Origin of the sequence: Winslowiella sp. 2C04, assembly GCF_050037805.1 — a bacterium.
In the GTDB taxonomy this organism is placed as follows: Bacteria; Pseudomonadota; Gammaproteobacteria; order Enterobacterales; family Enterobacteriaceae; genus Erwinia; species Erwinia toletana_A.
Genome location: NZ_CP188300.1, coordinates 4138651 through 4164135 on the forward strand (window position 1 = coordinate 4138651; position 25485 = coordinate 4164135).

Consider the following 25485-nt stretch of genomic DNA (forward strand, 5'->3'; position numbering starts at 1 on the left):
AAAAAAGCACCCCCCGATTAATAGGGGGCTATATATGCTTAGGTAGATATTTCTAGATAATCAATACATTCTTCTTGTACATACTGTAATGGAAGAGTGTTAAAAACATTTAACTCATCACCTAAGTTGATGATAATTAAATTAAGGCCATCATCAAAAACCAACTTTAATCCTATAAGGGCCTTATCAATATCAGAGTAAATCGCAAAAACTTTCGACACTACTCTTCCAATATACCGGTAAAATGAGCATGAGTCTGACATGTCCATGATCACCTCCTTCCCATACTCACCAAGATCACTTTCTTGCATGGGCAATTCAGTCAACGCAAGAGTTGCTCCATCTTTTCCGCAGCGAAAGCTCCCCCCCCGATTGATACCAGAGAAAATAAGCTGTAACTGTTGAGGGTGCTCTAAGTCAGCAGTTTCATAGATATACACTAATCCATTAACACTACAGAGCTTGCTCCCGATAACATTACGTCCCCACTCCTGATATATTTCTGGAAGATCAATCATTGTGGACTCCCCTTCAGTGCATTTATTACTGAGGTATTATTAGTGACTCCATCCTTGAGAATAGTAACAAAACTACCATCAGGCTTAGTAACGACTACGTCATTCCCCTTTATTCTGAAGAATACATCTCCACGACTGGCCCCTGCACCGATACCTTGTCCCGCAAACTTACCATGTATGATTTTTTCCGGGTTAGAACCTATATCATTTATAATTCCTAACACACGCTGCCTATCCGCTGCATTTGATGGGTTCCCGCCAAAATCTTCAACATGCTTTCCTAATTTTTTCCCTACCTGCGCATTAGTTACGGAGAATGCTGCATTCGAACCAACACCAGAACTTGGCAGGGATATATTGCCCGGGCTTGGCAGATGACCCGCTATTTCATCACTGGCCTTATTAATCAGCTTCGATGCTTCAGCGATATCACCTTTCTTCAGCGCTACATCAGCCGCCTTGATAATCTTACCCGCACTATCTCCTAGTACAGGCACCAAACCTACTGTAGCTATCAGGTAATCCAACGCCGACTGGGCTTCCGCAAAGCCTTTGATATCACCAACTATCGGCACAAAATCAGCACCAAACGATGCCGTATCTTTCAGCGCCTCACGCCGCTCCGTGTACATCTTCACCGAGCAGGCTTCGGCGCTCATGCCGCCGCAGTTTGCCTTTTTATAACGCTCGTTTTCGGCCTCAACGTATTCGCCCGCCTTCTGTTCCAGCGTCTTGCCTTCAGACTGCGCCTGCGCAATATCACTCAGCGCATTATTCTCCACCGCATTCTTACCCGCCTGCGCACCCGCTACTGCATCCGCCGCGCTGTCTCCGGCTAATCCACCCGCCAGGCCAGCAGCCAGTGTACCTAATGCACTGACAGATTGTCTCTGCTCTTCAGTAAGATCTTCGCGGTTTACTCCAGGATACAGCTGCTGAGCAATATATTCACCCGCGACCGCTCCGGACGCACCTGCAAGCGCACCGTTGCCGTTTATCTGCGCAATTACCGCGCCTACTACCGCGTGAGCCATCAGGTTAGCCTCGGTGTTTACCTTACCCGAAGCATCGGTAGTCATCTTGTGGATTTGCTCCGCCAGATAAGGCGCTGAACCGCCCGCCAGCGCCTTCGCGATATCACCGCCTGCCAGCCCCTGCACCACGGCTGTCACCGCCTGGATTGCCTGTTGTACCCTGCCGCCCGTGCCAAAACCGCTATCTTTAAACGCCTGGTTATAAAAAGTCTGATAAGCCTGTTCGCTGATTTGCTCTGCCGTCGGTATTTTATCCGGATTCGCCTTCCGCCAGTCATCCTCAGCCGCTTTCAGCTGAGCCGCCGTCACGCCTTTCATCTTCTCTTTGGCGGCTTTGGTCGCCGCTAACTCGCCCTGCGTCCGCGCAATATCCCCGACCTGCATGCCAATTTCACCAATCAGCTGCGCTTCTTTCAGTCGGTTCTGCTCTTTCTCTTTGTCAAAGATCGGGTTAATGCTGCCGTCATTGGCATGGTCGGTATCGCGATTCAGCTCAGCCACGTCCTGCTGCTGGTTGTCCTGGTCGCGGATCACCAGGTTGCCTTCGCTGACGGCGGATTGCGTGCTGCCTGATGCATGTCCACTGTTGTTGGCACCGGACAGCGCGGAACCCGCCAGGTTGGTCAGCAGGTCGCTGCCCACCGGGCCGCCGCTGCTGAATGAACCGCCGCTGTGCTCGGCGCTGAAGTCCGCCTGATTGTGAATATCGCTCCAGCCCAGCGTGCCGGTATCAAGGGTATTTTTATCCTTGTCGGCGGTGCTGGCTATCACCGCACCTTCCAGCTGGGTGTGCTGCTTCACGGTAATATCGTAGCCGCCTTTACCGGCGTACAGCCCGGTCTGGTCGGTGACGCTGTCGTAGTTGCTGTGCAGTTTATCCTTGCTGACGCTCAGGTTTGCCGAACCGCTGCCCGCACCAATCGGGATGCTGAAGCCGCCGCTGACGCTGGTCTGCTTGCTGTCGTAGCGGTCGCTGTCCTGCAGGCTTTGCAGCGTCAGGTCGCGCCCGACATCAGCGGTAATCTGTTCGCCGCTGACCTGCGCGCCCGTCAGCGTGGTGTCGCGGCCACTGTGAAGCGTAACGTTGCCTCCGCTGTCCAGCGTGGTCTCGTTCCAGCTGGTGCCGTCGCCATTCTCACTGCCGCGGCTCGAGTTGGCATTGGCAAATACGCTGAACCCGGAATTTTTACCCAGTCCGATGCTCATGCCGACGTTACCGCCGCTGCTTTTGTTGCTGCCCTCGGTTTTTTGCGTATCAGCCGCCGCAGAGAGCATCAAATCGCGCTGCGCATCAAGCGTAGTATCACCCCCGGCCTTCAGCTGGCTGCCGGTGATGGCGATATCGCCGCTGTTGGCCCCGCCTTTTTTACCGGTAGCCGTGATATTGAGGTTATTGCCCGCGTTCAGCGTCGATCCACTGGAGATCGCCTGTTCCTGTCGCTGGGTTGACGAAGATTTCTGGCTGCCCGCCGACACACTGATGCTGATACCGCTCATCTCGCTTTTATTGTCGTTGAGGTTCACCGCTTCCTGCGCCTGTGCCGCCTGCACACCGGACAGCACCGCCTTGGTGTTTTGCAACGCGCTGAGTCGGCTGTCACTCTCTTTTCTTGCCTGCTGCGCAGTGTTGACGGCAGTATTAAGTGCGCTGCCCACCGCTCCCGACAGCGCCAGCGTCAGGCCACTCTGTTTCGATTCAAAAGTCTCGACGCGGGTGCGCTGATCGTAGCCGGGATCGATTTGCACGCTGTCGCCGCTAAGACTAAGATCCTTACCGGCTACCAGATCGGCACCGCCGATATGCATCTGGTTGCCCGCCGTGATGCTGACGTTGCCCTGGCTGCTGCCGACCGTGCTGACGCTCTGACTCTGGGTCGTGCCGTTTTCATCAATCTGATGACGGGTCGACTGGCTGCCAATGGTAAAGCCGAGGCCGCCGCCGCCAAGCAAGCCTTTCTTTTTCTTCTCTTCCAGCAGGTAATGATATTCAGTTTCCGTGGCAGCGCTGATATCAACATTGTTGCCCGCCTGCAGCGTGACATCCTGATCGGCGGCAATTGCCGAGCCGCTGACCGTCAGGTCTTTGCCCGCGCTGATACTGACGCTGTTGCCGCTAAGCAGCGATCCTGTCTGGCTGGTTACGCGATCGTCCTTCACCGTATGGGTGCTGCTTTTTTTCAGGAAGCCTTTCTTCTCGGTACGCTCTTCCATAAATAGCGACTCGCGTTCGGTCGCGCTGTTCAGCGTCACGTCCTTCTTCGCCTGCAGTGCAATCTCGCCCTGTTCGCTGTGCAGCGCACTGCCGGTTAAGGTGATATCGCCTTCGCGGGCGGTTACCGAGACGCCGTTCGCTCCGCTAAAGGTGCTGCCCACCGCCTGATCCTGCGAACTCTCCATTTCGCGATGGCTTTTGGTCTTGCCCTTGCGTTTATTTTCACTGTCGAGGTCGAGGCTTTGCTGATGCGCCTCTTTGATGGTCACATCTTTGGCACTGATATCAATACTGCCTTTCGTGCTGTCTACCTGCGCGCCCTCCGCGAGCAGTTTGTTGCCCGCCACCAGCGTCGCACCCTGGTCGCCGCTCAGGGTGCTGAGCTGTAAGCGCTGCTCCTCAAAGCTGTTGCTCACCGAAGAGGTGCTGCTGTTGGCCTCAAGATGAGTTTTATTGGTGGTGGTTTCCGCCAGCAGTTTGATATCGCCGCCCGCCTGCACGCCGAGTTCACCGCCCGCTTTCGCCTGGCTACCCTGCACGGTAATGTCTTTTCCGGCCTTCAGGCTAAGATTGCCACCGGCGCTAAGTTCGCTGCCCTGCGCCCTTTGCAGGTCGCCCTGTACCTGCGCCATACGCCAGCCAGCATCTTCTCTGCCGCCACTGGTGCGATTGCCCATCGCGCCTGAGATCACCTCAAGATTTATGCTGTTGCTGCTTTTCGCGCTGGTGATCTCAAGATTGTTGCGCGCACTCAGGCTGAGATTTTGCGTGGCCTCCAGCTTCGCACCTTGCAACAGAAGATTGCTGCCGCTCAGGCTGATATCGTTGGCGCTCATCGTCGCCTGACGCAGCGCATCCTGCAGGTTAGTGCTCAAGGTCAGGCTGTCCGCCTGCACATTGATGCTGTCGGCCTTGATGTCGCCGCCCTGATGCTGGAACTGTTTGGTATCGATACTCAGCGCCTGATCGGCAAACAGGTTGCCAGCATTGTTAATGCTGTCTGCAGAAAGCTGCAAATTGCCACCTGCGATCAGTGCGCCGTCAGCGGTCAGGCGCAGCGTGGACTGAGCCAGATAGACTTTCGGTACCCACACCGTCTGCGGGCCGTCGGCCGTCTCCACCGTCTCGCTTACCAACCAGACAATATCCTGTTGCAGCGCCGCAATCTGCTCAGGCGTCAGCGCAACCCCAGGCACCAGGTGGAAGTCCTCTGCCACTTTCGCGCCGTTGTCCATCAGCGTCTGGTACTGGGTCATCGCATCTTCGCCATGCACTGATGCTCTGCCAGTCAGTGACAGGACCTGTTCGCGCACCAGCCGCTGCTCATAGAAACCATCGCCCAACCGCTTGTGGACCTGCGCCGGGTCATACCCAACCTGCTGCATCAGGTAATCACTACTGATAAATTTGCTGCGGCTGGTAAAGCGCTCGTCGGTCACCACCAGGAACGGGCTGCCGACGGCCGGATGCTGGCTGAACAGGCCGTTATTGGGAATCGATGTTGCCACGCTACCCAGATGCTGTTTTTCCGTCAGCGCCTGCTCCGCCGGCAACAGAGGACGAACCGGCGAAGTGGCCGAACCGTCCGCGGCCTGCGATGGCTGGCTCCCCGGAGCCAGTTGGGTGCCATCCTGCGTGATGCCTTGCACGTCGAAAGCCAGCGGGTTACGTTCCCACTCAGCACGCTCCGCCTCTGCCGCTTTCAGCGCGGCCTCGACGCTGCTGATTTGCGCCTGATTAACGGTGGTATTCGTGATCTTCGCCCCACTGATGCTGACATTACCGTTGCCGGTGATGATGCCGTCAATGGTGCTCAGCGCCGTGGTCTCATCGGTGTTAAACACCGGATACCAGTGCACGGTATCGCGATCGTAATGATCGACGATATTTTCCTGTCGCCGTTCGTTGATCGAGTAACCTTTATTCTCAACGTTGCCGCCGCCTTCAATGCTCAGATTGCCATTCGCAGTAATCACGCTGGCGTCATTCAACAGTTGTTCCGTGATGCGCAACACCATGTTGCCACCTGCCAGAATGCGGGCACCGATACCTTCAGACACCAGCTTGTCGCGCGTAACCGTGCCGGTAACGGTGCGCTCACGGAAGTTGTTGTAATCGGTCACAAAAGGCACGTTAGCAATATCGAGATGCTTCTCGGGATCCCACTGCTCCAGGCTTCCCCAATCGAACTCGCGCCATACGGTATTCTGATAAGGGGTCGGCACGTTCTCCTGGCGGAATCCACGGGTTTCATAGAACGTCATGGCGTAGCTGCCGTCGGCATTCGGCTGCAATGCGAGGTAGTTAACCCACATATCGGTCATCACGCCCAGATTGTTCTTCACCCGAACCTGGGCGCGTTTGCCGCTGGCATCAATCGCCAGCAGCGTGCCGTAACGGTTGCTTTGCGCGGCGGCGTCATCCTGGAATGTCAGCTGCTGGGTAGTCGGTGCCATGGTGCTTTTATCGGGATTGACCGCCATGTCATAAGAGCGCCAGTAGTAGTTGTAGCGCTGCCATTTGTAGTCACTTTGCTCGGCATCGCGTTCAATCTCCAGCCCTTCACGCAGGTTATCCAGTCGGCGCGCTTCCAGCGTGACATCACCATCCGCTTCAATAAAGCTGGCCCGATTCTCAATCAGATCGTTGCTGCTGAGATGCAGACGATCGCCGCTGAACAGCAGAGCGCCGTCGCGGTTGGTCAGGCGCTCATTGGCCTGCAATTGCAGCGACCCGGTGGCCGCCATCACCGCATCACGGCCATGGTTATCAATGATGCGGCTCCGCACCGTGATCTCATCGCCCATCAGGGTCGCATCATTGTCGAGGGTATCGACCGCCAGCGTCATGCGGTCGGCTTCCAGCCGTCCGTAATTTAGCAGTTGCCCGGTAGTCAGCTGCACGACCTTGCCCACCAGCGAACCCTGGTTGGTAAAATCGGTGCTGGTGACGGTCAGATTGCCCGGCAGCAGCCAGTTACCCAGATTGGTCAGTACGCCCGCGACCGATAGCGTAACCGCGCTATTACTGCTGAGGGTATCACCGCTGCGCTGGGTGTAGTCCTGCTGCACGGCAAGCGTCAGTGCCTGCTGGCTCTGTAACGTACCGTTCTGATTATCGAAGGTGCGGGCGTTAAGGGTCAGCGTGTCGCCACTCTGAATGATCCCGCCCTGATTAAGCAGCGCCAGCGCTGAGGTGGCGGCTGGAATGCTGGCATTAAGGCCAAGTGCGCCATTCGCCAGAATGCGCCCCTGGCGGTTATCGAGGCTGGACAACCCGGAAAACAACAGCGAGCCACTGCTTTGCAAACGGCCAGCGGTATTGTCTATCTCGCGGGCGCTGACGGTGGTGCGCGTGGTGCCGAGCAGTAATCCGCCGTCACGGTTATTGAAATGGTCTGCCTGTAGCTCCAGTTCCGCCTGGCTACTGATGGTGCCCTGGCCGCTGTTGTCGAGCTGCTGCGCGTTCAGCTTCATCGCCCGGGTTGAGACCAGCTGGCCCGCCTGATTGTTTAACTGGGCAGTATTAAGCGTCAGCGCATCGCCACTGTGCAGCTTGCCCTGCTGATTATTCAGCGTATCAACGCGGTAAACACCGCTGCCCTGGCTGATAAAAGTGCCATTGCTGTTGTCCAGCCGCGCCGTTTGCAGAGTCAGCCCGCCGCCACTACTGACTACGCCCTGAACATTATCGACCTGCCCGGCGGTTATCTGCTGATCGCCATTACTGCGCAGCGCGCCGCCGTTATTATCCAGCAGCCCGATAATCCGCAGCCCAAGCTGCTGCTGGCTGTCGAAGGTGCCGCCGGAATTGAGAAGCGACTGCGCATCAAGCTGCAACCCTGCACCACTTTGTAACTTGCCCTGACGGTTATCCAGCGCCGCGTTTAACGTCAGTCGCATCTGCTGCTGACTGTACAGCAGACCGCTCTGACGGTTGTCCAGCGCCTGCGCTCTGAGTGTCAATGCGTCGCCGGACAAGAGCTGCCCAGCGGCATTATTCAGCTTGCCGGTTGCGGCATCGCCGGTGCTGCCCTGCACGCTCAGACGCTGCTGGGCACTGATTTTGCCCGCGCGGTTGTCAATATCCTGCGCGATGCGCAACACCAGGCTGGCAGCCGACTGCAATACGCCTTTGGCGTTATTCAGTATGCTGGCGGTGATTGTCGCATCTTGCTGGCTCTGAACGCTGCCGTTGCGATTATCAAAAGTTTTGCTGACGGCGCTCCAGCCCCCCTGGCTGCCGATCCAGCCCTGCTGATTAAAAATGTCCTGCGCCTGTAACGTCTGCGACAGCTTGCTGAAAATACGGCCGCTGGCGTTATCCAGCGCTCCGGTCAGCTGCATGTTCAGGCTGTCGAGCGAATTAATATTGCCCTGCGCATTGCGCAGCGCGGCGGCGCGCAGCACGGTACGGCCATTGCCGGTCAGGGTGCCGCTCTGGTTATCCAGCTCGCCGTTCAGGCCAAGTGAAAGCGCCTGCTGCGCCGTCAGTATCCCGGCCTGATTATTCACATTGCCGGTGCTGTTCAGCGTCAGCCCACCGCCTGACTGCAGTTTGCCGCTGGCATTATTAAGCGTGCCGGTTGTCGCCGTCACCAGACCGCCGCCCTGCGCGGTTCCGTTGCGGTTATCCCAGTTGCCGGTAGTGCGAAGGGATAGCGAGTTACCCGCTTCCAGCAGCCCTTTTGTATTATCCAGCGCCTGTTGCGCCAGCAAGTTCAGGTTTTGTGCGGCAATCACTTTACCCTGCGCGTTATCCAGCTGCTGCGCGAAGATCTCCAGCGATCCGCCGCTGATTTCACCCGCACGGTTGGACAGTGCACCCGCAGCGTTCAGCGTCAGCTGCTGGCCAGACAGCAGTTTACCCTCGTCATTGCGCACGCTCTGTGCGGCAACCGACAGCTGTTCGTTACCCTGTGCGGTACCGCCACGGTTATTGAGCTCGCCGTCGGTGCGGAGCGTCAGCCGCTCGCCAGCCGCCAGCAATCCCTCAGCATTATCCAACGCCTGACGGGCGCTCAGGCTGAGTGACTTCTCGCCTATCACTTTGCCCTGTGCATTGCTCAGGCGCTGCATCTGCAAATCAAGCGTTTCACCGCTGATTTCACCGGCACGGTTCTGCACCGCGCCCGCGGTTTTCAGCGTCAGCTGCTGACCTGACAACAGTTTGCCTTCGGCGTTATCGATGCTCTGTGCGCTGACGTTCAGCTGCGTTTCACTTTGTGCCGTGCCGCCACGGTTATTCCACTCGCCGTCGGTGTTAATCGTCAGGCGTCCAACGGCGCCAACCAGACCCTGCTGGTTATCCAACCGCTGGCTCGCCGTCAGGTTCAGATCCCCCTGACTGATCAGCTGCCCCTGATTATTGTTCAGGCGTTGCGTAGTCAGCTGTAACTGACTGCCGTTAAGCGTGCCGGAGCGGTTATCAACCGCGCCTCCGGCCTTCAGCGCCAGCTGTTTTCCGGCCAGCAGATTGCCGCTGCCATTGTTAATATCGCCGCGCGTATTAACATTGAGCGCCAACTGGCTTTTTACCGTACCAGACTGGTTATCCATACTGGCCGCATCCAGCGTCAGCTTGCCGTTGCTGCCCAGTTCACCGCTGCTGTTATTCAGCAGGCCGCCGATCTGCCAATGCTGATCAACGCCATCCAGCGCCACCAGACGACCGCGCTGATTAATCAGCGAGCCGGCATTCAGGCTGAGCTGGCGAGTCTCGATGCCGCCGTCGGTATTATCCAGCGTGCCGCCGAAGCTAAAGCGGCTCTCTCCGGCCCCCACCTGCGACCACGCGGCCTTCTGATTAAACAGATTACGCCCCGCGACATCCCACTGGCTGGCTTTAACCTGCGCCTGCTGCGCATCGACATCGCCTGCGGTATTGATCGCCAGCTTTCCGCTGTCGATTTTCGCCTGGCGCAGCGCCACGCCGCCTTGTTTTGCACTGACCGTAGCGCGGCTGGCTGCCAGCTGCGCCTGACTGATATCGACCCGCTGGCCGCTCAGGGTGACGTCCTTCTTACTCAGCAGGCTACCGCTGGCGCGGATATCGCCCTGACTGTTTAGCATCAGGTTTGACTCACGCACCAGCTGGCTGTTGATATCACTGCCTGCCAGCAGGTGACCACTGCTCTGAATATTGCCAGCGGCAGTCAGTTGAACATCGCCTGCCGCCGCCAGCGTACCGGACTGTTTTATTCCGCCACTGCGACTCTCGACAGACAGCGTGCCGCCGCTGTGCAGCTTGCCGCTGTGCTCAATGTCGTCTCTGGCAGCCAGCCGGATATCACCACCGGCCTGAGTGACCGCCTCCTGAGCGCCAGACTGCCAGATAAGCTTGCCTTCGCTGCTGACCGTCAGCGCTTTATCCGCCTGCAGCTGTCCGCCCTGATTACGCACTCCGACGCCCGCTTCGGTGCCGACCATGCTGATCAGACCGCTGTACATGCCGCCCATCTGTCCCATATCGATCGCCAGCTCGGGTTTGCTGCTGTCGCTGGCCAGTGCATTTACCGTTTTCGCGTCGGCGCTGATGCGGTTACGACCAGCAACTACCGAAACACCCTGTTTCGCCCAGACGCCAGCATTGATCTGCACCGCACGTGCCAAAATATCTACATATTCAGTATCATGACGCGTATCGCCGTTGAGGCCGCCGCCTTCAATGCGCACTACGCCGCGCTCAACCTGGTAGCCCGCCAGGCTGCCGTCAGCATTCAGCTGTGGCTTACCGGTGGTCAGCGTCATGCGCCCGGCGTTGATGGTGCCGCAGCCGTTACAGACGATTCCCGCCGGGTTAGCGACAATCACCTGCGCGCGACCACCGGCCACTTCAAGGAAGCCACGCAGCTGGCTGGGATTGTTACTGTTAACTTCGTTAAGGATCACCCGCGCCGGAGCGTTATTCGGATTGAGATTCGGGTTACCCTGGATCATCCCGGCCAGTTGGGTGGACGTCATCACCGCCGAGTTATTGAGGATCGCGCCTTTCTGGCCGACATCAAACTGCTGATAATGGTTATGCGACACGCCGGCCTGGTTGGGCGCGGTGATATTGACCTGCGGCAAGCCATTCTGCGTATTTATCACCTGCGGACGCTGACCCGGCGCGGCAGCGCCGTTCGCCACAATACCGTCGGCCAGTGCAGGCCCGGCAAACATTGCCAGCGCCAACAGCCATCCGGCACGGCGCAGCGTCACCCACAGTCGCGGCGCAGCGATGCCACGGCTTTGACCCGGTTCGGTACTGCAACTGCGTGCCAGCTCGGAGACCACCCGCAGTTCTCCGTGGGTGCGGCTGAAGATAAGGCGATAGCAATGTTTATTCATGGGTATTATCCGTAATAGAAGGCGGTCGCAACCGCCAGAATCCGTTCGGGCCTGTCAGGTCAGCATCAGCAAGCGTATAAGCTGCTCAGATTTCCAGATTGACGCTAAAGCCAGCCGTCGCCCCGGAGGTATGAAAGTTGTCCGGTTTCAGCAGCGGTACACCGGCAAACAGGTCATAGCTGAATCGCTGCCACAGTGCGCCACGCACGCCCAGCGCGCTGCCCGCCAGCTGATGGCCGACCAGATAACGCGTGCCCGGCCCCTCTACGCGACCGTAATCCAGCGCCAGATATAACTCGTGACCGCGCGACTGCACGTTCCACGCCAGCTCGTTGCGCCAGATCAGCCCTTTCTCACCGGACAGCACCTGTTCGCCATCGAAGCCGCGCACCGTATAACGCCCGGCAATGGCCATTCGTTCCTGCGGCGTCAGCGCGTTAGGGCTCCACTGCCCGCGCATCGCGCTGTTCACGCGCCAGGGCTGTTCACCCCAGTTAAAGGGCTGATTAACGCTGATATCACCCAGCAATATGCCGGTGCGGGCGCTGCCACTGTGCGTAGCCTCTTCCGGGGCCGGTATTGCACCGAATGCCCCGGTGCCGCGCCGCCAGTTGATATTGGCATCCAGCGTGGTATTGCCGAAATAACTGCGCTGATTAAATCCCAGTTCCCAGCCAGCGGTGCGGCGTTTTTGCTGATCGATCTCAATGCCGTCCACCGCATTGGTGGCGTGTTTACGGTAAGCGCGCAGATTCAGCGTGGTTTTATGCGACTGATTGCGAAACAGCAATCGCGAGACCGTCAGCTGCAAATTTTCGCTCTTGCCGCTGTAACTCAGTACTTCATTGGCGTTAGGGATATTCTGGTGATAGGTGTAATCGTTATAGTTGGCAGAAAATCCCCAGTAGCCGACCGGGAAAAAGTAGTTCAGGGTATGCGAGCGGTTGCCGAAGGGCCCTTTCTCGAACATATCCTTGCCGATATTGGCGTAAAACAGATCGTTCTGTGCAAAGGGCGCATCCACCGCCAGGGTGGCGGAGCCGAGATAACGGCCCGTGCTTTTGGAACCACTGTCGTCCATCCCCAGGCTGAGCCGCACCGGACGGCCCTCCTGCCAGTGCACCAGCAGATCGCTGGTCGCCTCCTGCTCGCCGGGCACAATTTTGATATCGGCGGCGGCGCTGGGCACCCGTTTAAAGTTCTCCAGCCCCTGTTCGATATCACGCAGATTGAGGATATCGCCAGACGACGCCGGAACAGCATTCCACAGCCGCCCCCGCCAGGAGACCGGTTGTTCAAAACGAATATTGTCAATGCGGCCGGGCTGAAGATTCAGCGTCAGCACGCCGGTAGTCAGATCCTGTTCCTGCGCCATCACCCGGGTGGTGACATAGCCGCCCGCCAGAATGGCGTTCTGCACCTTGTTGATCACCAACATAATTCCCTGGCTACCGAGGCAGCGGCCTTTGGCATCGTCTGCGGCATCCAGCGCCCACTGAAAACGCGCGGCGGAATCCCCCTCCAGGCGCAGGGAGTGAATAATAAAACAGGGCTTTTCATCGACCGGATAGTCAGGCAATGCCACGTCGGGACGCGTCAGGCGGACATCGCTGTTCGGGGTATTTTGCTCTCGCAGCGCGCGCTCACGCTCTTGCTGACGCAGCTGCTCGCGGGCATCAATCGTTGCGGCACTCTGGCCCGTCGTATCGGACACCGAAGCGGCAAACAGCGGAGCAGAGCTGATGGAAAGCCCCAACAGACCCCAATGGATAACACGAGGTAAAATTCGAGCGCAATCCCGGCGCATATATCGCTCCTTAAATTCGTTAATACCCCACTGCCGCCATTGCTGCCGTCAGCTTAAGAAAGTTGAGAAAGAGAATAATTAACATTTATATGAAATTATCGGAAAGAGACGATAATGTAGACGAATGTATTATGCTGATAATCACCTGGAGATCAATAAATATTTCCTGGTCGTGAGTGCGGCCGGAAATGTCTTATTAAAGTCCAGAATCTAACCGACGGGAAAAGTAAAGAAAGTGTAATTTACACATTAAAAACAGCAACTTAAAGGAATTTACAACACAGAAAATTAAAGAAATATCTTACTAAAGGTGATAACAAGACAAATAAGACACTCCTGCTGTTACCCTCAGACACTAAGAATATACCTGAATTTATTTGCTGGAAAGAATTGTAAATCGGTGAATTTATTAACTACATACGTTGATTAAATATCGACCATTGATGCTTGTGAAGATATTTATTTCTGCGAGTTTATTTTCTTAGAAAAGTGAAAGATGTGATTTTAATAATGCTGATTTCTTCTGTTTCTTTGAAAGCAACGGCGAAGGAGTGCTGCTTGCGGGGTATGCCGGGGGATGGAACGATGGTGAATTTATGAGCTTGCGATATTTCCTTACACGTTAATTTCTTGCTGATTAAACTCTTAAAACCATGGTTATTTAATCGTATAGGTAAATCGCTCACCTTTGGTGATTTTCCCTTTGTCATCCTGATAATATGTTTCTCCATTTGCTTTAAACTTTATAAGATTTTCACTGGTCGTGTTTATCTCCATTAGATTATTTTCTTTTCTTATACATCTGGCCTCAACGCTCATATCATTAAAACATAACAGATGATCGGTGCTTTTACTGGGGAAAAAAGTATTCTTATCGGGTTGCTCTATCTCATAGCCGTCACCAAAATCCCAAAAGCTGACGGAGAATCTGCCATTACTATCTGACACTGGTATACCATATTTTTCCCTGAGCATGATTTTATTACTTTCCCACCAGTTGACCTTCCCTCGACTTGTCAAAGGGAAATTTTTTACTAAAACCTTCGTCCAGTGCTGGTCTTTATGGACTGCAATTATCTTTACTGGCTTAGTACACAGCCAGATGAAATAAATCAATACTGAAAGAGAAACGATTATCACCATCTTTAAATAAATAATCTTCATTTGCGTCTCTCTTTGATCATAATATTCTCTTCCAAATTAGTCATGAGGTGAGCTATTCGTAGGCTTACAAGTCGATGAGCGAATCTTTCAAACGTCTCACAATAAATAAAATCTAGCAGATGCTTTAGAAAATCAAACCTTACTCTACGCACGCCAGCAAGACGTACCTCCATTAGTTCTTCATCGCTGGTATCAACTGTCACGGTTGCAACACCACGGGCATAGTAATTGATAGCGACAGCGCGCTGCATATCCTCCCGTAATGCATTCCCCTTTAACGCCGCCGATATGTTTATAGCCTTTTTCTTACTATTGCTTTTGCTGTTTTATCTGTATTGGTTAACTAGTTAATAAACAGTATACTATCTGCTTTTTATAATTTTACCGCTTTGATCCTGATAATAGCTACTATCACCCAAAGAAAAACTAATCCGATTATTAGGTATTGCGCTGATTCCCATTTTCCAGTTTTCTTTTCTTACACATCTGGCTTCCACTTTCATATCATAAAAGCAAAATAAGTGATCGGTGCTTCTGGATGGAAAAAATGTACTTCTGTCGCGTTCTTCAATCTCATAGCCATCACCAATGCCCCAGATAACGACAGAGTATATACCATCGTTATGAAGCTCTGGAATTCCATAATTTTCCTCAAGATATTGTTTATTAGATAACCACCAGTTCAGCTTTCCATGATCTGTATAAGGAAAGTTATCCACTACCAGATAGCGTCTGTTTTGGTCTTTATGAACATCGATGATTTTAACAGGTCGTGTAGATTTGTAGGCTGAATAAGTCGCAAAAGTTAATAGCATAAATAACGCTATCTGCCAGGAGAATTTTTTCAGTTTCATTCTAAAAAACCCTTAATTTCAACAGTTGCCTCCATATTGGTCATAAAAGGTTTATAACCAAATTTTTCCCAGCTTTGCAGAAGAAACCAGATGCGAAAAATAGGAAGGTTATGAAATCTAAGATCCATAATGTCGATATCATCAAGACCAAAATGATCCTGACCACGATAATGGATAGTTGCGTTGTACGCGTTCCCTTCTACCAGCAATGATATCATTGTGATATGGGTTGCATAAATGCCGTGAACGGAAATCCCCAATCCATTTACACGATCTATCCACCTGTCAAACCTGGGAAGAACCGTATAACTTAACTCCTCACCGAATCGTTCTCTATTACTTGCTGGATAAGCACCTGTATTCAAGTCAATATTGTTTTTAATGACCCATTTTATCTTTTCCAGCGAACTTTCTTTAGACTTATCACCCACTATCTGCTGATGATATGCCTTATCCAATAATTCATCCTTAAAAGGTTCACCTCTTCCTGTTTGCAGATGATCAACCAGACGGATAAACAATTTTCGATATCCCATAAAGGAGACGGGCGCGGAATAGCGCCGGAACTGCTCAAATAATATTGCCGCAATGTCTTCATGGCTGCGTTTTTCTGTAATGATTGCCGGTCGGGCAAAACTGTAGTTGCCTGATGGATAGCGCGATACTTCGCTGGTATAAGGGTTAACCCCTTCAACTATCTCCCTTAAGCCAAAATATTCCTTCAAATGAAATTCTGATAAATCACCATACCTCATATCATCAGCACGATAATCATTCATTTTATTCTTAGTCTGATATACAGTAAATGGAAAGCGTAACGGAGTGCAGTTAAGATCTGGGGTGGACGACATAGGGGATTCCTTTTCGATATAAAGTGGCTTCATGCCTTAAGCTGTAATTTATCGTTCAGCGAATTTTTTTGATAAGATTATTTTTGATAAATATTTATTATGCGTATTAATCTGGAGCGCGATCACACTTCTGCTGAATTTTCGATTGTGCATGGGCTACTGACAGGCTGGCGGCCATCTGCTGGTAACGACCTGGAGATGAACGACGTGCTAAAGCTTACTCCAGCTGGTTTATGACCTGACAGTGAGATAATTTTATAAGGAATAGCAGTGGATATCCGACAACTCGAGTACTTTGTTTGTGTCGCTGAACTGGGGAGTTTTACCCGCGCTTCAATTGCACTGAACGTGGCTCAACCCGTTCTGAGCCGCCAGATTCGTCAACTTGAAGTAGAAGTCGGTCAGAATTTATTGGTGCGTAACGGGCGCGGAGCCTTTTGCAGCGAAGCAGGAAAACTGCTGCTTGGCCATGCACGCGGGATATTGCACCAGATGGAACGCACGCGAGGAGAGTTAGAAAGATTGCGAGGAATCCGCACCGACCGCATCGCCGTGGGATTACCACCAACCCTTGCGCGTTCTTTGAGCCTGCCTCTGGTGAAGTCATTTCAGACGTTAATGCCTGATGCAACACTCTCAATTACGGAAGGCTTAAGCAGCCAGATTCAGGAGTCTCTGGTGAAAGCCCGGGTCGATATCGCCCTGCTTTATCACACTCAACCCACACCTGACATTGAGACGATACCGCTTCACAAGGAAGCTCTGTTTCTTGTTGAGCGTTGTGATGCGCCGGGATCGGGTGAAAACGTCACGCTGGAAGCGTTAGCGCAGATCCCGTTGGTTATGCCTGGCCGCTACAATGCTTTTCGTATTCTGGTCGAAGAAGCATTAAATACCCGCCGCCTGAAGCCGCTGATGGCAGTTGATGTTGATGGGGTCGGCACTATTCTTGAACTGGTGATAAGCGGCATTGGCGCGGCCATCCTGCCGAAAAATGCAATCGCCAATTTCGCCCATGCAGACAGGCTACGTCTGAGGGGCATCGCCCAGCAGGGCTTGTTTGCCCAGTTATCGCTGGCGACCAGCACTCGCCGACCGGGCACCCTGCTTCAGCAAGAAACCATCCGTCTTATTAAAGAATTATTATCTCGTTAGAGAGATGCCCTAATCTGCTTATCAATCATCAGCTAACCATCACATCTGCTGCTGCTCAAATTCAATTACCGGCGTAATTCAGGATTCCTGCAGAGGCGGATTTTTCAGATGCTGTTTAAGACAGTCGCGATCAAGTTCTTTCTCCCATGCCGCAACCACCAGCGTAGCAACACCGTTTCCGATCAGATTGGTCATTGCCAATCCGGTGCCTAAAAAACGATGCACGCCAAGAATCAGTACCATACCTTCAACGGGTACGACAGGCACCACCAGAAGCGTACTGGTAAGCATAATAAACGCTGCACCGGCAATGCCGCTGGCCCCTTTTGAGGTAAGCATAGCCACCCCCAATAACAGCAGTTGCTGACTGAGCGTAAGGTCGATGTTCAGCGCCTGCGCAATGAAAACTACCGCCATAGTTAAATAGAGATTAGTGCCGTCGAGGTTGAATGAATATCCGGTGGGTATCACTAAGCCAACCACGGAACGCGAGCAGCCAAGCTGTTCCATCTTTCGTAAGATCTGCGGCATAACCACTTCGGAGGAACTGGTACCCAGCACGATCAGCAGTTCATCTTTTATATAACTGATGAAGCTAAATATATTTATGCGGCATAAGTAACAAACCGCCCCCAGCACCACAATAATAAAAAACAGGCAAACAAGATAAAAACAGCCTACCAGTTTGAACAACGGGCCTAAGGATTCGGTACCATATTGCCCTACGGTAAAGGCAATCGCCCCAAACGCGCCAACAGATGAAAAGCGGGTGATCATATTCACTATTTTAAAAAACACCTGTGAAAAACCATCAATCATTAAAAATACCGGTTTTCCCTTTTCACCCAGTGCCGTCAGCGCCCAACCGAACAATACCGCCACCAGCAAAATACTGAGGATATCTCCCTGAACAAAAGCGCCAACTAAACTTTCCGGGATGATATGCAGCATAAAGCTGACAAAATCGAGATGATGCGCTTTATCGATATATCCCTGTACCAATGATGCGTCGAGGCTGGACTTATCAACATTAAAGCCAGCCCCAGGCTGCAGTAGATGGCTGCCAATCAGACCCACCAGCAGTGAGAAAGAGGAGATCACCTCAAAATAAAGAAGTGCTTTGCCACCCACCCGGCCTACTTTTTTCATATCCTGCATGCCAGCGATACCACTGACGATGGTGCAAAAGACCACCACGCCAATCATCATCCTGATGAGCTTGATAAAAGCTTCACCGAGTGGAGCCATCTGGACAGCAATAGAGGGCCAGTAATGGCCCAGAGCAATACCCAGCAACACACCAATAAAGACTTCAAAATAGAGCGTTTTATAAAAGGGCTTTTCCGAGCGGTTCATATGCGCCTCGTTAATTTGCACAGGACAAGAAAACGTCGTTTTAGTCAGGCAGACATCGCGTTATGGCTTTGTGGTATTGATGTCTTAAAGAAGTTCCGGCCAGTACAAATGAAGTGGATTATTAACCAGGAGTTTTTTCTGCAACTCTGCGGTTGGCGCGATAAACGGGATGATATCGACCAGAACACCATCATCTGGCATATGATCGTGAAGGTTTGGATGTGGCCAGTCTGTTCCCCACAACACGCGGTCAGGAAAATGGCCAACCAGATAGCGTGAGAAAGGCAGAACATCGCTGTAAGGCACACTTTCGCCCGGAGCGGGTAATGAACCAAGCTGACTGAGTCGTTCCGGGCAACTGACTTTGATCCAGATATGCGGATTATTTCGCATCAGACTTACAATTCGCTGAAACTGCTCGCCTTCAACAGGCTGGCTCACATCGGGTCTGCCCATATGGTCAATGACCACCGGCAAAGGGAGAGAAGTGAAAAAAGTTTCTAAATCAGACAGATCGCACGCTTCAAAGTAGACGACGACATGCCAGCCCAGCGGCGCAATGCGATAGGCAATACTTTCGAGCGTCTCACGTGAAGTAAAATCCACCAGCCGCTTCAGAAAATTAAACCTGACTGCCCGCACACCAGCATGGTGCATCTGCAACAGTTCTTCATCGCTGATATCCGCTGTGACGGTTGCAACACCACGAGCATAGCCAGCAGACGTGTTTAATGCGTCGATCAGTGCACGATTATCTGCGCCATGGCAGCTTGCCTGAACAATCACATTACGTGTGAAGCCCAATTTATCGCGCAGTGCAAATAACCCCTCTTTTCCGGCATCGCAGGGGGTGTATTTGCGCTCTGGCGCGTAAGGAAATTCATCGCCGGGACCGAATACATGACAATGCGCATCTACCGCGTCAGTGGGAAGTACATATTTCGGCGGTGAAGGGTGAGGATCAAAAGGGAGCCAGTTTGGTGATGGAATAAATTTCATTTCTTTCTCCTGTAGGGCTATTCATTGTTCTTCACAGGAGTATCAAATAACTTCACTACCGCTGATACCGACAAAGCTATCTAGCAGATATACCGAGAAAGCATAACGTGACAAGCTTCAAATTAAACTTGAGCGTTAATGCGTTCTGATGATGCGTCAATTAAGCGGTATTTCGACCATTAACCTCTATGGCTGCTCCTGCTGTTACAGGTCTTTTTATAGCGAATTAGAACCCTGTCGCTAAAAAATAATACAGCTCATATGCAGGCTAACTATTCCTCTGAACTGTTATGGACATCACGAATTTCCGGCAGAATGTGATCTTTGTGGCATCAGCTTTCCGGTTTCATCTCTGATGACTTTTACTAGCTTCAACAGCCACAGGCCCGTACTTTTCAGAGAGTTTCTGCGGGGCCAGTTCCAGAGGTGCGTTTCCGGCCAGCGCCGGGAATATTTTTTAAAGTCTGATTCTTCTTGCCCTGCTCCACGCTGATAACACACTGCGATGTCAGCAATGTCTTCATCAGCGAGATGAGGCGATCCCGATGTAGAGGCGTTTTATAACGAACGGAATATCATTATTCTCCGTGAGGCTAAAGCCGTCATTATTCTATTGAGCATTTTTCCAGGATTTTATTTTCGGTTTTTTAACTTTAAATTCAATGAGATGAGTTCTAAGACTTAAACGCTAGCATTGGTTAGTGTGTCATTGTAAGTCTGCTCTGGCTCTGCCAGAAATTAAACACTGTATGCAGACTTATTTTCAGGACAAAGTATAGAATTTCCTTCTGCGACACTGTTCATCTGCTAATAGTATTGTCTGATTCAATGATATAGTAATAAGATTGGTTGACTATTTCGTAGGGATGTAAATTTTAAGTCATAAAAGTTATCTTTTTGTTATATAACTTATTCGGATGGAATTATGTGGAAAAATAAGATCAATCTTCAGATCATAGTATGGACGACTTTGGTTGGTGGTTTTATCAGTTCACTGGTCAAATGGGGATCTGAAGTCAACATGCCGCCACGCGTACCGGGCGAGATTTCACCTCCTGCGGCGCATATAGATGCATGGCTGGGATGGTTAGGTATCAATTCCCACTCGCTTGATTACGTCTATCAAGGAGTCAGCATTCCTGGTGCTGTTACTTTATATCACTGGCTTTTCAGCTTTATCTTCGCTTTTGTCTATGTCGCGTGGTCTGCTTACTGCCCTAAAATCAGGCTTTTCTGGGGCGCTCTCTATGGCTTAATCATCACTGTCGTTATGCACGGATTCCTGATCCCTTTGCTGGGATTCAGAAATCCCGTCTACGCTGATGGCGCAGTAGGTTGGCTGTGGAACCTGAACTCCGCTGAACTATTCAGTGAGATTTTGGGGCATATCTATTGGTCGGTATCGATTGAAATTTGTATGGTGGCTGTGCTTGCTTACTTTTCAAGACCGATTAAAGGTGTGTGGGTGCAGAGATAATTCGTTCTTAAATGTTGGCTATGTGTAGACGTGGTATTTATATCCAGAGATCCTCCGGCATGCTCATCATGCCAACGAAGGAAATCGCGATAAGTGAATCCCGTTTAGATCATCACCGTGTTTAATACGGTTAAAATTAGTCGAACTGAGAAAGATATCTGCCGTCAGGCAGGTATCTTTAAAGTCATATACCAGATGGAAGTCTGAATAGGGTGGCATTAAGCTTCATATTTATTAAAAGGATAATCGTTTACTAATATAAGAATCGACGTCTTAAACAGATGTATGCTGAACTGTGCGAAGGCCGGACTCGAACATCGCAACTATCCTTATGATATTTAGTAATTAAAGCAATCCACATTGTCGATGATACCATCATTGATACCATCAGTCCCGATTAGTGATAATCGAACAGAATGTATTCGTCATTACGGGTTGATAGTGTAAAATCTATACATATTCTAATCAATGACCCTGAGCAATAGTTTATTAATGGAACTATAAACAATGTATAGAGCAAATCAAATCATAAAAGAAATAAGTAAAATGAATACTTATGCCCCCTATAATCAGATACATAAAAAAAGTAACTTACTTAGAAAGATTCAAGTATGTTCTTTTCTCACGTCTCTCATTTCTCTCGTCTTAATGGTCATAATGGCCGTTATCTACAAAGTCTTTGGCCTTCCCAAACAACCGTTTATTTTACCTGCATTCGTCCTGTATGCCCTCAATTCAATTGCCGGTATAATATACTTATTTACCCCTATAATTCCTGGCGTGAAGTTCATGCTCAACTTCAAAAAGGAAATTTTCAATGACCTTATTTGTGAAATTGATAATGATGAACAAAACATAGAAAAACTGATGCCTTATTCATTGACTGAATTAAACTATTCAATAGATTGGTTAAATATAAAGATACAAAGAGTAAAATCAAGGATAAATGATTTCTTTGGAGAAAAAACTGCTGTTTTATCAATAATTGGATTAGCTTACTCTGCAGTTCAAGGTTTTGGTGGGTTAGACAAATTAGGTGATACCATATCAAAAGGGCTCTTCAACTCTGGCACAACAAATACACTAATTGTATTTGGGTTGGCTTTTCTTTTAGGGTTATCACTTGGAGCATTAGCACTTAAAAATGTTGCAAATCATTTGCAATATCTAAAAGAGGTACTTGAATTAACGAAAAAAATAAAGCAAACGAATAATGAGTAGATCATTAGCATTTGTAACCTCCGTTACTCACAAAGTAGATTCATTGTTCATCTGAATATTTACATATTGATTTGATGGATTCAATGTTGGTAGTATGGTAAAGTTGCGATTATTTTTTACTGAGTTGATAACGGATGCTAAAGCCTTCTCATTTCAAAACCCCCCTCCGTTATCCTGGAGGTAAAGCAAAATTCTATCCACATATAGAGCAAATTCTCCGTTGTAACAACTTAGCAGGAGGTTGCTATGCGGAACCCTATGCTGGTGGAGCAGGTGTTGCCTTAGGTTTGCTACTCAACGGTCTTGTTGAAGACATTTTCATTAATGATATAGACCCAGCACTTTATGCTTTTTGGTCTGCCGTTGTAAATCATAACGAATCATTATGTGAAATGATTAATGAAATCCCCGTAACTATTGAGAACTGGCATATACAAAGAGACATACTACTTAATAATGATAATTATAGTATGCTTGAAGTCGCTTTATCGACTTTCTTTTTGAACAGGACAAACCGATCTGGCATTCTAAAAGCTGGAGTCATTGGCGGTAAAGAACAAAAAGGAAAATGGAAATTAGATGCCAGATTTAATAAACAGGACTTAATCAAAAGAATAAAGTTAATTGGCACCTATAGAGATAAAATCCATGTATCGAATCTGGATGCTGTAGATTTTCTATTGAACCAGAAAAATTCATTGCCTAAAAAAAGCCTGATCTATCTTGACCCACCTTACTATGTTAAGGGTGCTGAGTTATATCGTAATTTTTACTTGCATGATGATCATGTAAAAATCGCTAATACCTTGCGAAATATCACACTACCCTGGATTGTTTCTTACGATAATGTTAATGAAATAAGAGAAATCTATCAGGGCCTTAACATGGCTGATTATTCATTAAGTTATACAGCTCAGGATAAGAAGAAAGGGCTTGAGGTTATTATTTATAACGACGGGGTGAAGATCCCTGAGATTTGATTTTAAGGATGAGTTGAAATGATTAAAGAGATTGGCTTCAAAAAATTCAAGAAACTTATCGACATCGATTTTTCATTCGATAAGGATATTAACATCATCTCAGGAACCAACGGCACATGTAAAACGACATTGCTTCACTTAGTTAGCAATGGTTTTCAAATGCCACCCACTCGGTCCGCAAACTATTCAAATAATAATTGTCTCAAAGTAATTAAAGCTATAAATAAAATTGCCAATCCAAAAATGGAAGCAATAGTCAGGGAATCAAAAAGCTATACAGACCCTGCAGAGGGAGCAAAAGGAAACCTGTTTTCCATAAACTATTTAGATGGAAGTGAGTTGGGCTTTAGAAAACATAACTCACGAAATCCAGACGAAGCTCAAAGATACGCGATTAAGCCATTATACCCAAGAGGTGGTCCAAAACAATCACTGCCTTCAAAGCCAGTTTTATATTTAGGTTTATCACGATTATTTCCTATTGGGGAAACAAAGGATGGGGACCTTACAAAAATTGCTTTAAATCTACCCGATCAATATGTAAGTTACATATCCCAACTTTACAAAGATCTTCTCCAAATAAATATAACTAACATTGAGTCAAATAACATCGGTGATTTTAAGTCTGGACCTTTATTTGACACCGATAATCCCGAAATTGATTCCAACACAATATCTTCTGGAGAAGATAATTCGTTTATTATAATAAAAGCTTTAGTTAGTTTAAGGTATTACTTCGAATCATTAATTGAATCTGTTGATATTAAAGAAAGCATATTGTTGATTGATGAATTCGATGCAACTTTACATCCTTCATTGCAAATAAGGCTACTCGATAAAATAAATGAATATGCTAAGGCATATAAAATACAGGTTTTCTTTACCACCCATAGTTTAACTTTATTAGAATATGCTTTCTCCAAGAAATTTAATGCTATATATCTAATGAATAACATGAGTAAAGTTTTTTGTCTTGAAGATCCAGACTACCTCAAGATATCGATGTTCTTGAAAAATCAAAATAGAGATGAAACATATACCCGTAAAAAGATACCACTCTTCACAGAAGATGAAGAAGCTCGTTTCTTTCTCGAAGAACTATTTTCTTTTTGGATACATAGAAAGCCTGAAATGGCAATAATAAGAAGTTATTTCCATTTTGTAGAATGCTTTATTGGGGCTGATAACCTAAGAACAATTTTCAGAGATCCACATTTATCAGAAACTTCATTGAAATCGATCTGTATTCTCGATGGCGATCATCAAACTGATTTAAACCTAAGTACTATTGCACTTCCAGGCTCTTTAGCTCCGGAAGAATTATTTTTTGAACATGCCGAATTAATCTATAAAAGTGATGACGAATCTTTTTGGATCAACCCTGATATATATAATCAAGGTTTTACAAAAGAATATTATTTAACAAAAATTCAACCCCAAATATTGTCTATTGAGATTGATTACCAAAATAAAAAAGAACTTGGTCAATCGACTAAAGGGTTTAAGCGAGAGAGAAACAAGGCTCTTTTTAATGATAATATAAACTTCTTCCGTATGGTTTTACGCAATTGGTTAGAGAGGGAGGAGAACTATAAAGCTAACGAAGCCTTTTATAAAGGATTAAGAATCTTATTCCAAAAAGTTTGTGCTCAAAATGGTATCGATAGAAACACATGGAATTTTGAATTTAAAGAACTATCAGATCATTAACCTAACAAGACAGAGGAATAAAAAATGTCGAATAGATTTTTTGTATACTCAATATTCGTACCCAAAAACATAATGATTAATTACATAGGTTCTAATGCATCAATTCCAAATTTTAGTGATGATTCCAATGCAACAACAGAAATTTTTTTGATTTTTGATATGAAAAATAAAGTATCACTTCCCTATGCTTTCACTGATAATACGCTTGCATTAGAAAAGTGCAATTCTGAAAACAAAAGTTTTGGTGCAGATAATTTTGAATTTGATATAAGTGTAAAACCTGAGAATACAGTTAATATAGATGACAATGATTATATTTTTATATGTAACACTGAGCATGTGAAAATAATAAAAGATGCGTTAACAAAGTCTTCTACCAGCGAACGTAACATCGTGAATGGTATTAAGAAAATTGCTTTTGATTTAACTCCATCCCCTTCCTCAAGTAGCAGTTCCTACAAAGTATAGATAGCTGTAATAGAGGTTGATTTCATTCAACCTCTATCAAATACATTTTATCCTTTATTCCATTAATATGCAGTTGCAGCTTTTTACCATTATCAACATACCCATTACAGCATTTGGCATATATATTCGTTATGTTAATTCTAACTCGTTCTAAATCAATCATTGATTTTACGCATCTTTTCAGATAAAAAATATTATTCGCATTGAAAAATTCACTAAACTCACTTTCTATTTTTTAAAGAATTTATTTAGTATTACATCTGCAATTGACTCTAATTCATAAAAATAATATAACTGAATGATTTTCATGGCTTGAATTGGATTAAACTTTAATAATAGTTCATAACC

At 48.7% G+C, this 25485-nt stretch carries 14 protein-coding genes; 6 read left to right on the forward strand and 8 right to left on the reverse strand.

Annotated elements, in window-relative coordinates; translation table 11 throughout:
- Window positions 1-38: 38 nt before the first annotated feature.
- From ACP3TC_RS18785 to ACP3TC_RS18810, 6 genes are all read right to left on the reverse strand, one after another.
- Window positions 39-518, reverse strand: a complete 480-nt coding sequence (locus ACP3TC_RS18785; RefSeq protein ID WP_426817035.1) for a hypothetical protein — start codon at window positions 516-518, stop codon at window positions 39-41.
- On the reverse strand, window positions 515-11095 hold the full coding sequence (locus ACP3TC_RS18790; protein WP_426817036.1) for a hemagglutinin repeat-containing protein: 10581 nt from the start codon (window positions 11093-11095) through the stop codon (window positions 515-517). Before ACP3TC_RS18790 ends, ACP3TC_RS18785 begins: the two co-directional genes overlap by 4 nt.
- An 85-nt stretch (window positions 11096-11180) precedes the next feature.
- Window positions 11181-12902 carry a ShlB/FhaC/HecB family hemolysin secretion/activation protein gene (locus ACP3TC_RS18795; protein WP_426817037.1) on the reverse strand — a complete coding sequence of 574 codons (1722 nt, stop codon included), beginning with the start codon at window positions 12900-12902 and terminating at the stop codon, window positions 11181-11183.
- A 657-nt stretch (window positions 12903-13559) separates the two neighbouring features.
- Window positions 13560-14066, reverse strand: coding sequence for a DUF943 family protein (locus ACP3TC_RS18800; RefSeq protein WP_426817038.1), 507 nt, complete (start codon window positions 14064-14066; stop codon window positions 13560-13562).
- Window positions 14067-14428: 362 nt separating this feature from the next.
- A complete protein-coding gene (locus ACP3TC_RS18805; protein ID WP_313855445.1) occupies window positions 14429-14920 on the reverse strand; it encodes a DUF943 family protein in 492 nt (163 codons plus the stop codon).
- Window positions 14917-15771: a DUF3289 family protein gene (locus tag ACP3TC_RS18810; RefSeq protein ID WP_426817039.1), complete on the reverse strand. Its 855-nt coding sequence runs from the start codon at window positions 15769-15771 to the stop codon at window positions 14917-14919. Before ACP3TC_RS18810 ends, ACP3TC_RS18805 begins: the two co-directional genes overlap by 4 nt.
- 270 nt (window positions 15772-16041) lie before the next feature.
- Between ACP3TC_RS18810 and ACP3TC_RS18815 the strand changes: the two genes are divergently transcribed.
- Window positions 16042-16926 carry a LysR substrate-binding domain-containing protein gene (locus ACP3TC_RS18815; protein WP_426817040.1) on the forward strand — a complete coding sequence of 295 codons (885 nt, stop codon included), beginning with the start codon at window positions 16042-16044 and terminating at the stop codon, window positions 16924-16926.
- Window positions 16927-17004: 78 nt separating this feature from the next.
- On the opposite strand, the gene dctA is transcribed toward ACP3TC_RS18815, so the two are convergent.
- Window positions 17005-18282, reverse strand: coding sequence for a C4-dicarboxylate transporter DctA (gene dctA, locus ACP3TC_RS18820; RefSeq protein WP_313855439.1), 1278 nt, complete (start codon window positions 18280-18282; stop codon window positions 17005-17007).
- An 84-nt stretch (window positions 18283-18366) separates the two neighbouring features.
- A complete protein-coding gene (locus tag ACP3TC_RS18825) occupies window positions 18367-19281 on the reverse strand; it encodes an amidohydrolase family protein (protein ID WP_426817041.1) in 915 nt (304 codons plus the stop codon).
- A gap of 925 nt (window positions 19282-20206) precedes the next feature.
- Here ACP3TC_RS18825 and ACP3TC_RS18830 point away from each other — a divergent pair.
- The 5 genes from ACP3TC_RS18830 to ACP3TC_RS18850 all read left to right on the forward strand — a co-directional run bounded on the left by ACP3TC_RS18830 (window position 20207) and on the right by ACP3TC_RS18850 (window position 25137).
- A complete protein-coding gene (locus ACP3TC_RS18830; RefSeq protein WP_313855437.1) occupies window positions 20207-20758 on the forward strand; it encodes a YagU family protein in 552 nt (183 codons plus the stop codon).
- A gap of 657 nt (window positions 20759-21415) precedes the next feature.
- A complete protein-coding gene (locus tag ACP3TC_RS18835; protein WP_426817042.1) occupies window positions 21416-21979 on the forward strand; it encodes a hypothetical protein in 564 nt (187 codons plus the stop codon).
- A gap of 134 nt (window positions 21980-22113) precedes the next feature.
- Window positions 22114-22959, forward strand: coding sequence for a DNA adenine methylase (locus ACP3TC_RS18840; RefSeq protein WP_426817043.1), 846 nt, complete (start codon window positions 22114-22116; stop codon window positions 22957-22959).
- Between the two features lie 18 nt (window positions 22960-22977).
- A complete protein-coding gene (locus ACP3TC_RS18845; RefSeq protein ID WP_426817044.1) occupies window positions 22978-24669 on the forward strand; it encodes an AAA family ATPase in 1692 nt (563 codons plus the stop codon).
- Window positions 24670-24693: 24 nt separating this feature from the next.
- Window positions 24694-25137, forward strand: a complete 444-nt coding sequence (locus ACP3TC_RS18850; RefSeq protein WP_426817045.1) for a hypothetical protein — start codon at window positions 24694-24696, stop codon at window positions 25135-25137.
- Window positions 25138-25485 lie beyond the last annotated feature (348 nt).

Excerpts from the sequence above, each read along its gene's own strand:
- ACP3TC_RS18785 (WP_426817035.1), bottom strand. The coding sequence starts at position 518 with ATGATTGATCTTCCAGAAATATATCAGGAGTGGGGACGTAATGTTATC.
- ACP3TC_RS18790 (WP_426817036.1), bottom strand. The coding sequence starts at position 11,095 with ATGAATAAACATTGCTATCGCCTTATCTTCAGCCGCACCCACGGAGAA.
- ACP3TC_RS18795 (WP_426817037.1), bottom strand. The coding sequence starts at position 12,902 with ATGCGCCGGGATTGCGCTCGAATTTTACCTCGTGTTATCCATTGGGGT.
- ACP3TC_RS18800 (WP_426817038.1), bottom strand. The coding sequence starts at position 14,066 with ATGAAGATTATTTATTTAAAGATGGTGATAATCGTTTCTCTTTCAGTA.
- ACP3TC_RS18805 (WP_313855445.1), bottom strand. The coding sequence starts at position 14,920 with ATGAAACTGAAAAAATTCTCCTGGCAGATAGCGTTATTTATGCTATTA.
- ACP3TC_RS18810 (WP_426817039.1), bottom strand. The coding sequence starts at position 15,771 with ATGTCGTCCACCCCAGATCTTAACTGCACTCCGTTACGCTTTCCATTT.
- dctA (WP_313855439.1), bottom strand. The coding sequence starts at position 18,282 with ATGAACCGCTCGGAAAAGCCCTTTTATAAAACGCTCTATTTTGAAGTC.
- ACP3TC_RS18825 (WP_426817041.1), bottom strand. The coding sequence starts at position 19,281 with ATGAAATTTATTCCATCACCAAACTGGCTCCCTTTTGATCCTCACCCT.
- ACP3TC_RS18830 (WP_313855437.1), top strand. The coding sequence starts at position 20,207 with ATGTGGAAAAATAAGATCAATCTTCAGATCATAGTATGGACGACTTTG.
- ACP3TC_RS18835 (WP_426817042.1), top strand. The coding sequence starts at position 21,416 with ATGGCCGTTATCTACAAAGTCTTTGGCCTTCCCAAACAACCGTTTATT.
- ACP3TC_RS18840 (WP_426817043.1), top strand. The coding sequence starts at position 22,114 with ATGCTAAAGCCTTCTCATTTCAAAACCCCCCTCCGTTATCCTGGAGGT.
- ACP3TC_RS18845 (WP_426817044.1), top strand. The coding sequence starts at position 22,978 with ATGATTAAAGAGATTGGCTTCAAAAAATTCAAGAAACTTATCGACATC.
- ACP3TC_RS18850 (WP_426817045.1), top strand. The coding sequence starts at position 24,694 with ATGTCGAATAGATTTTTTGTATACTCAATATTCGTACCCAAAAACATA.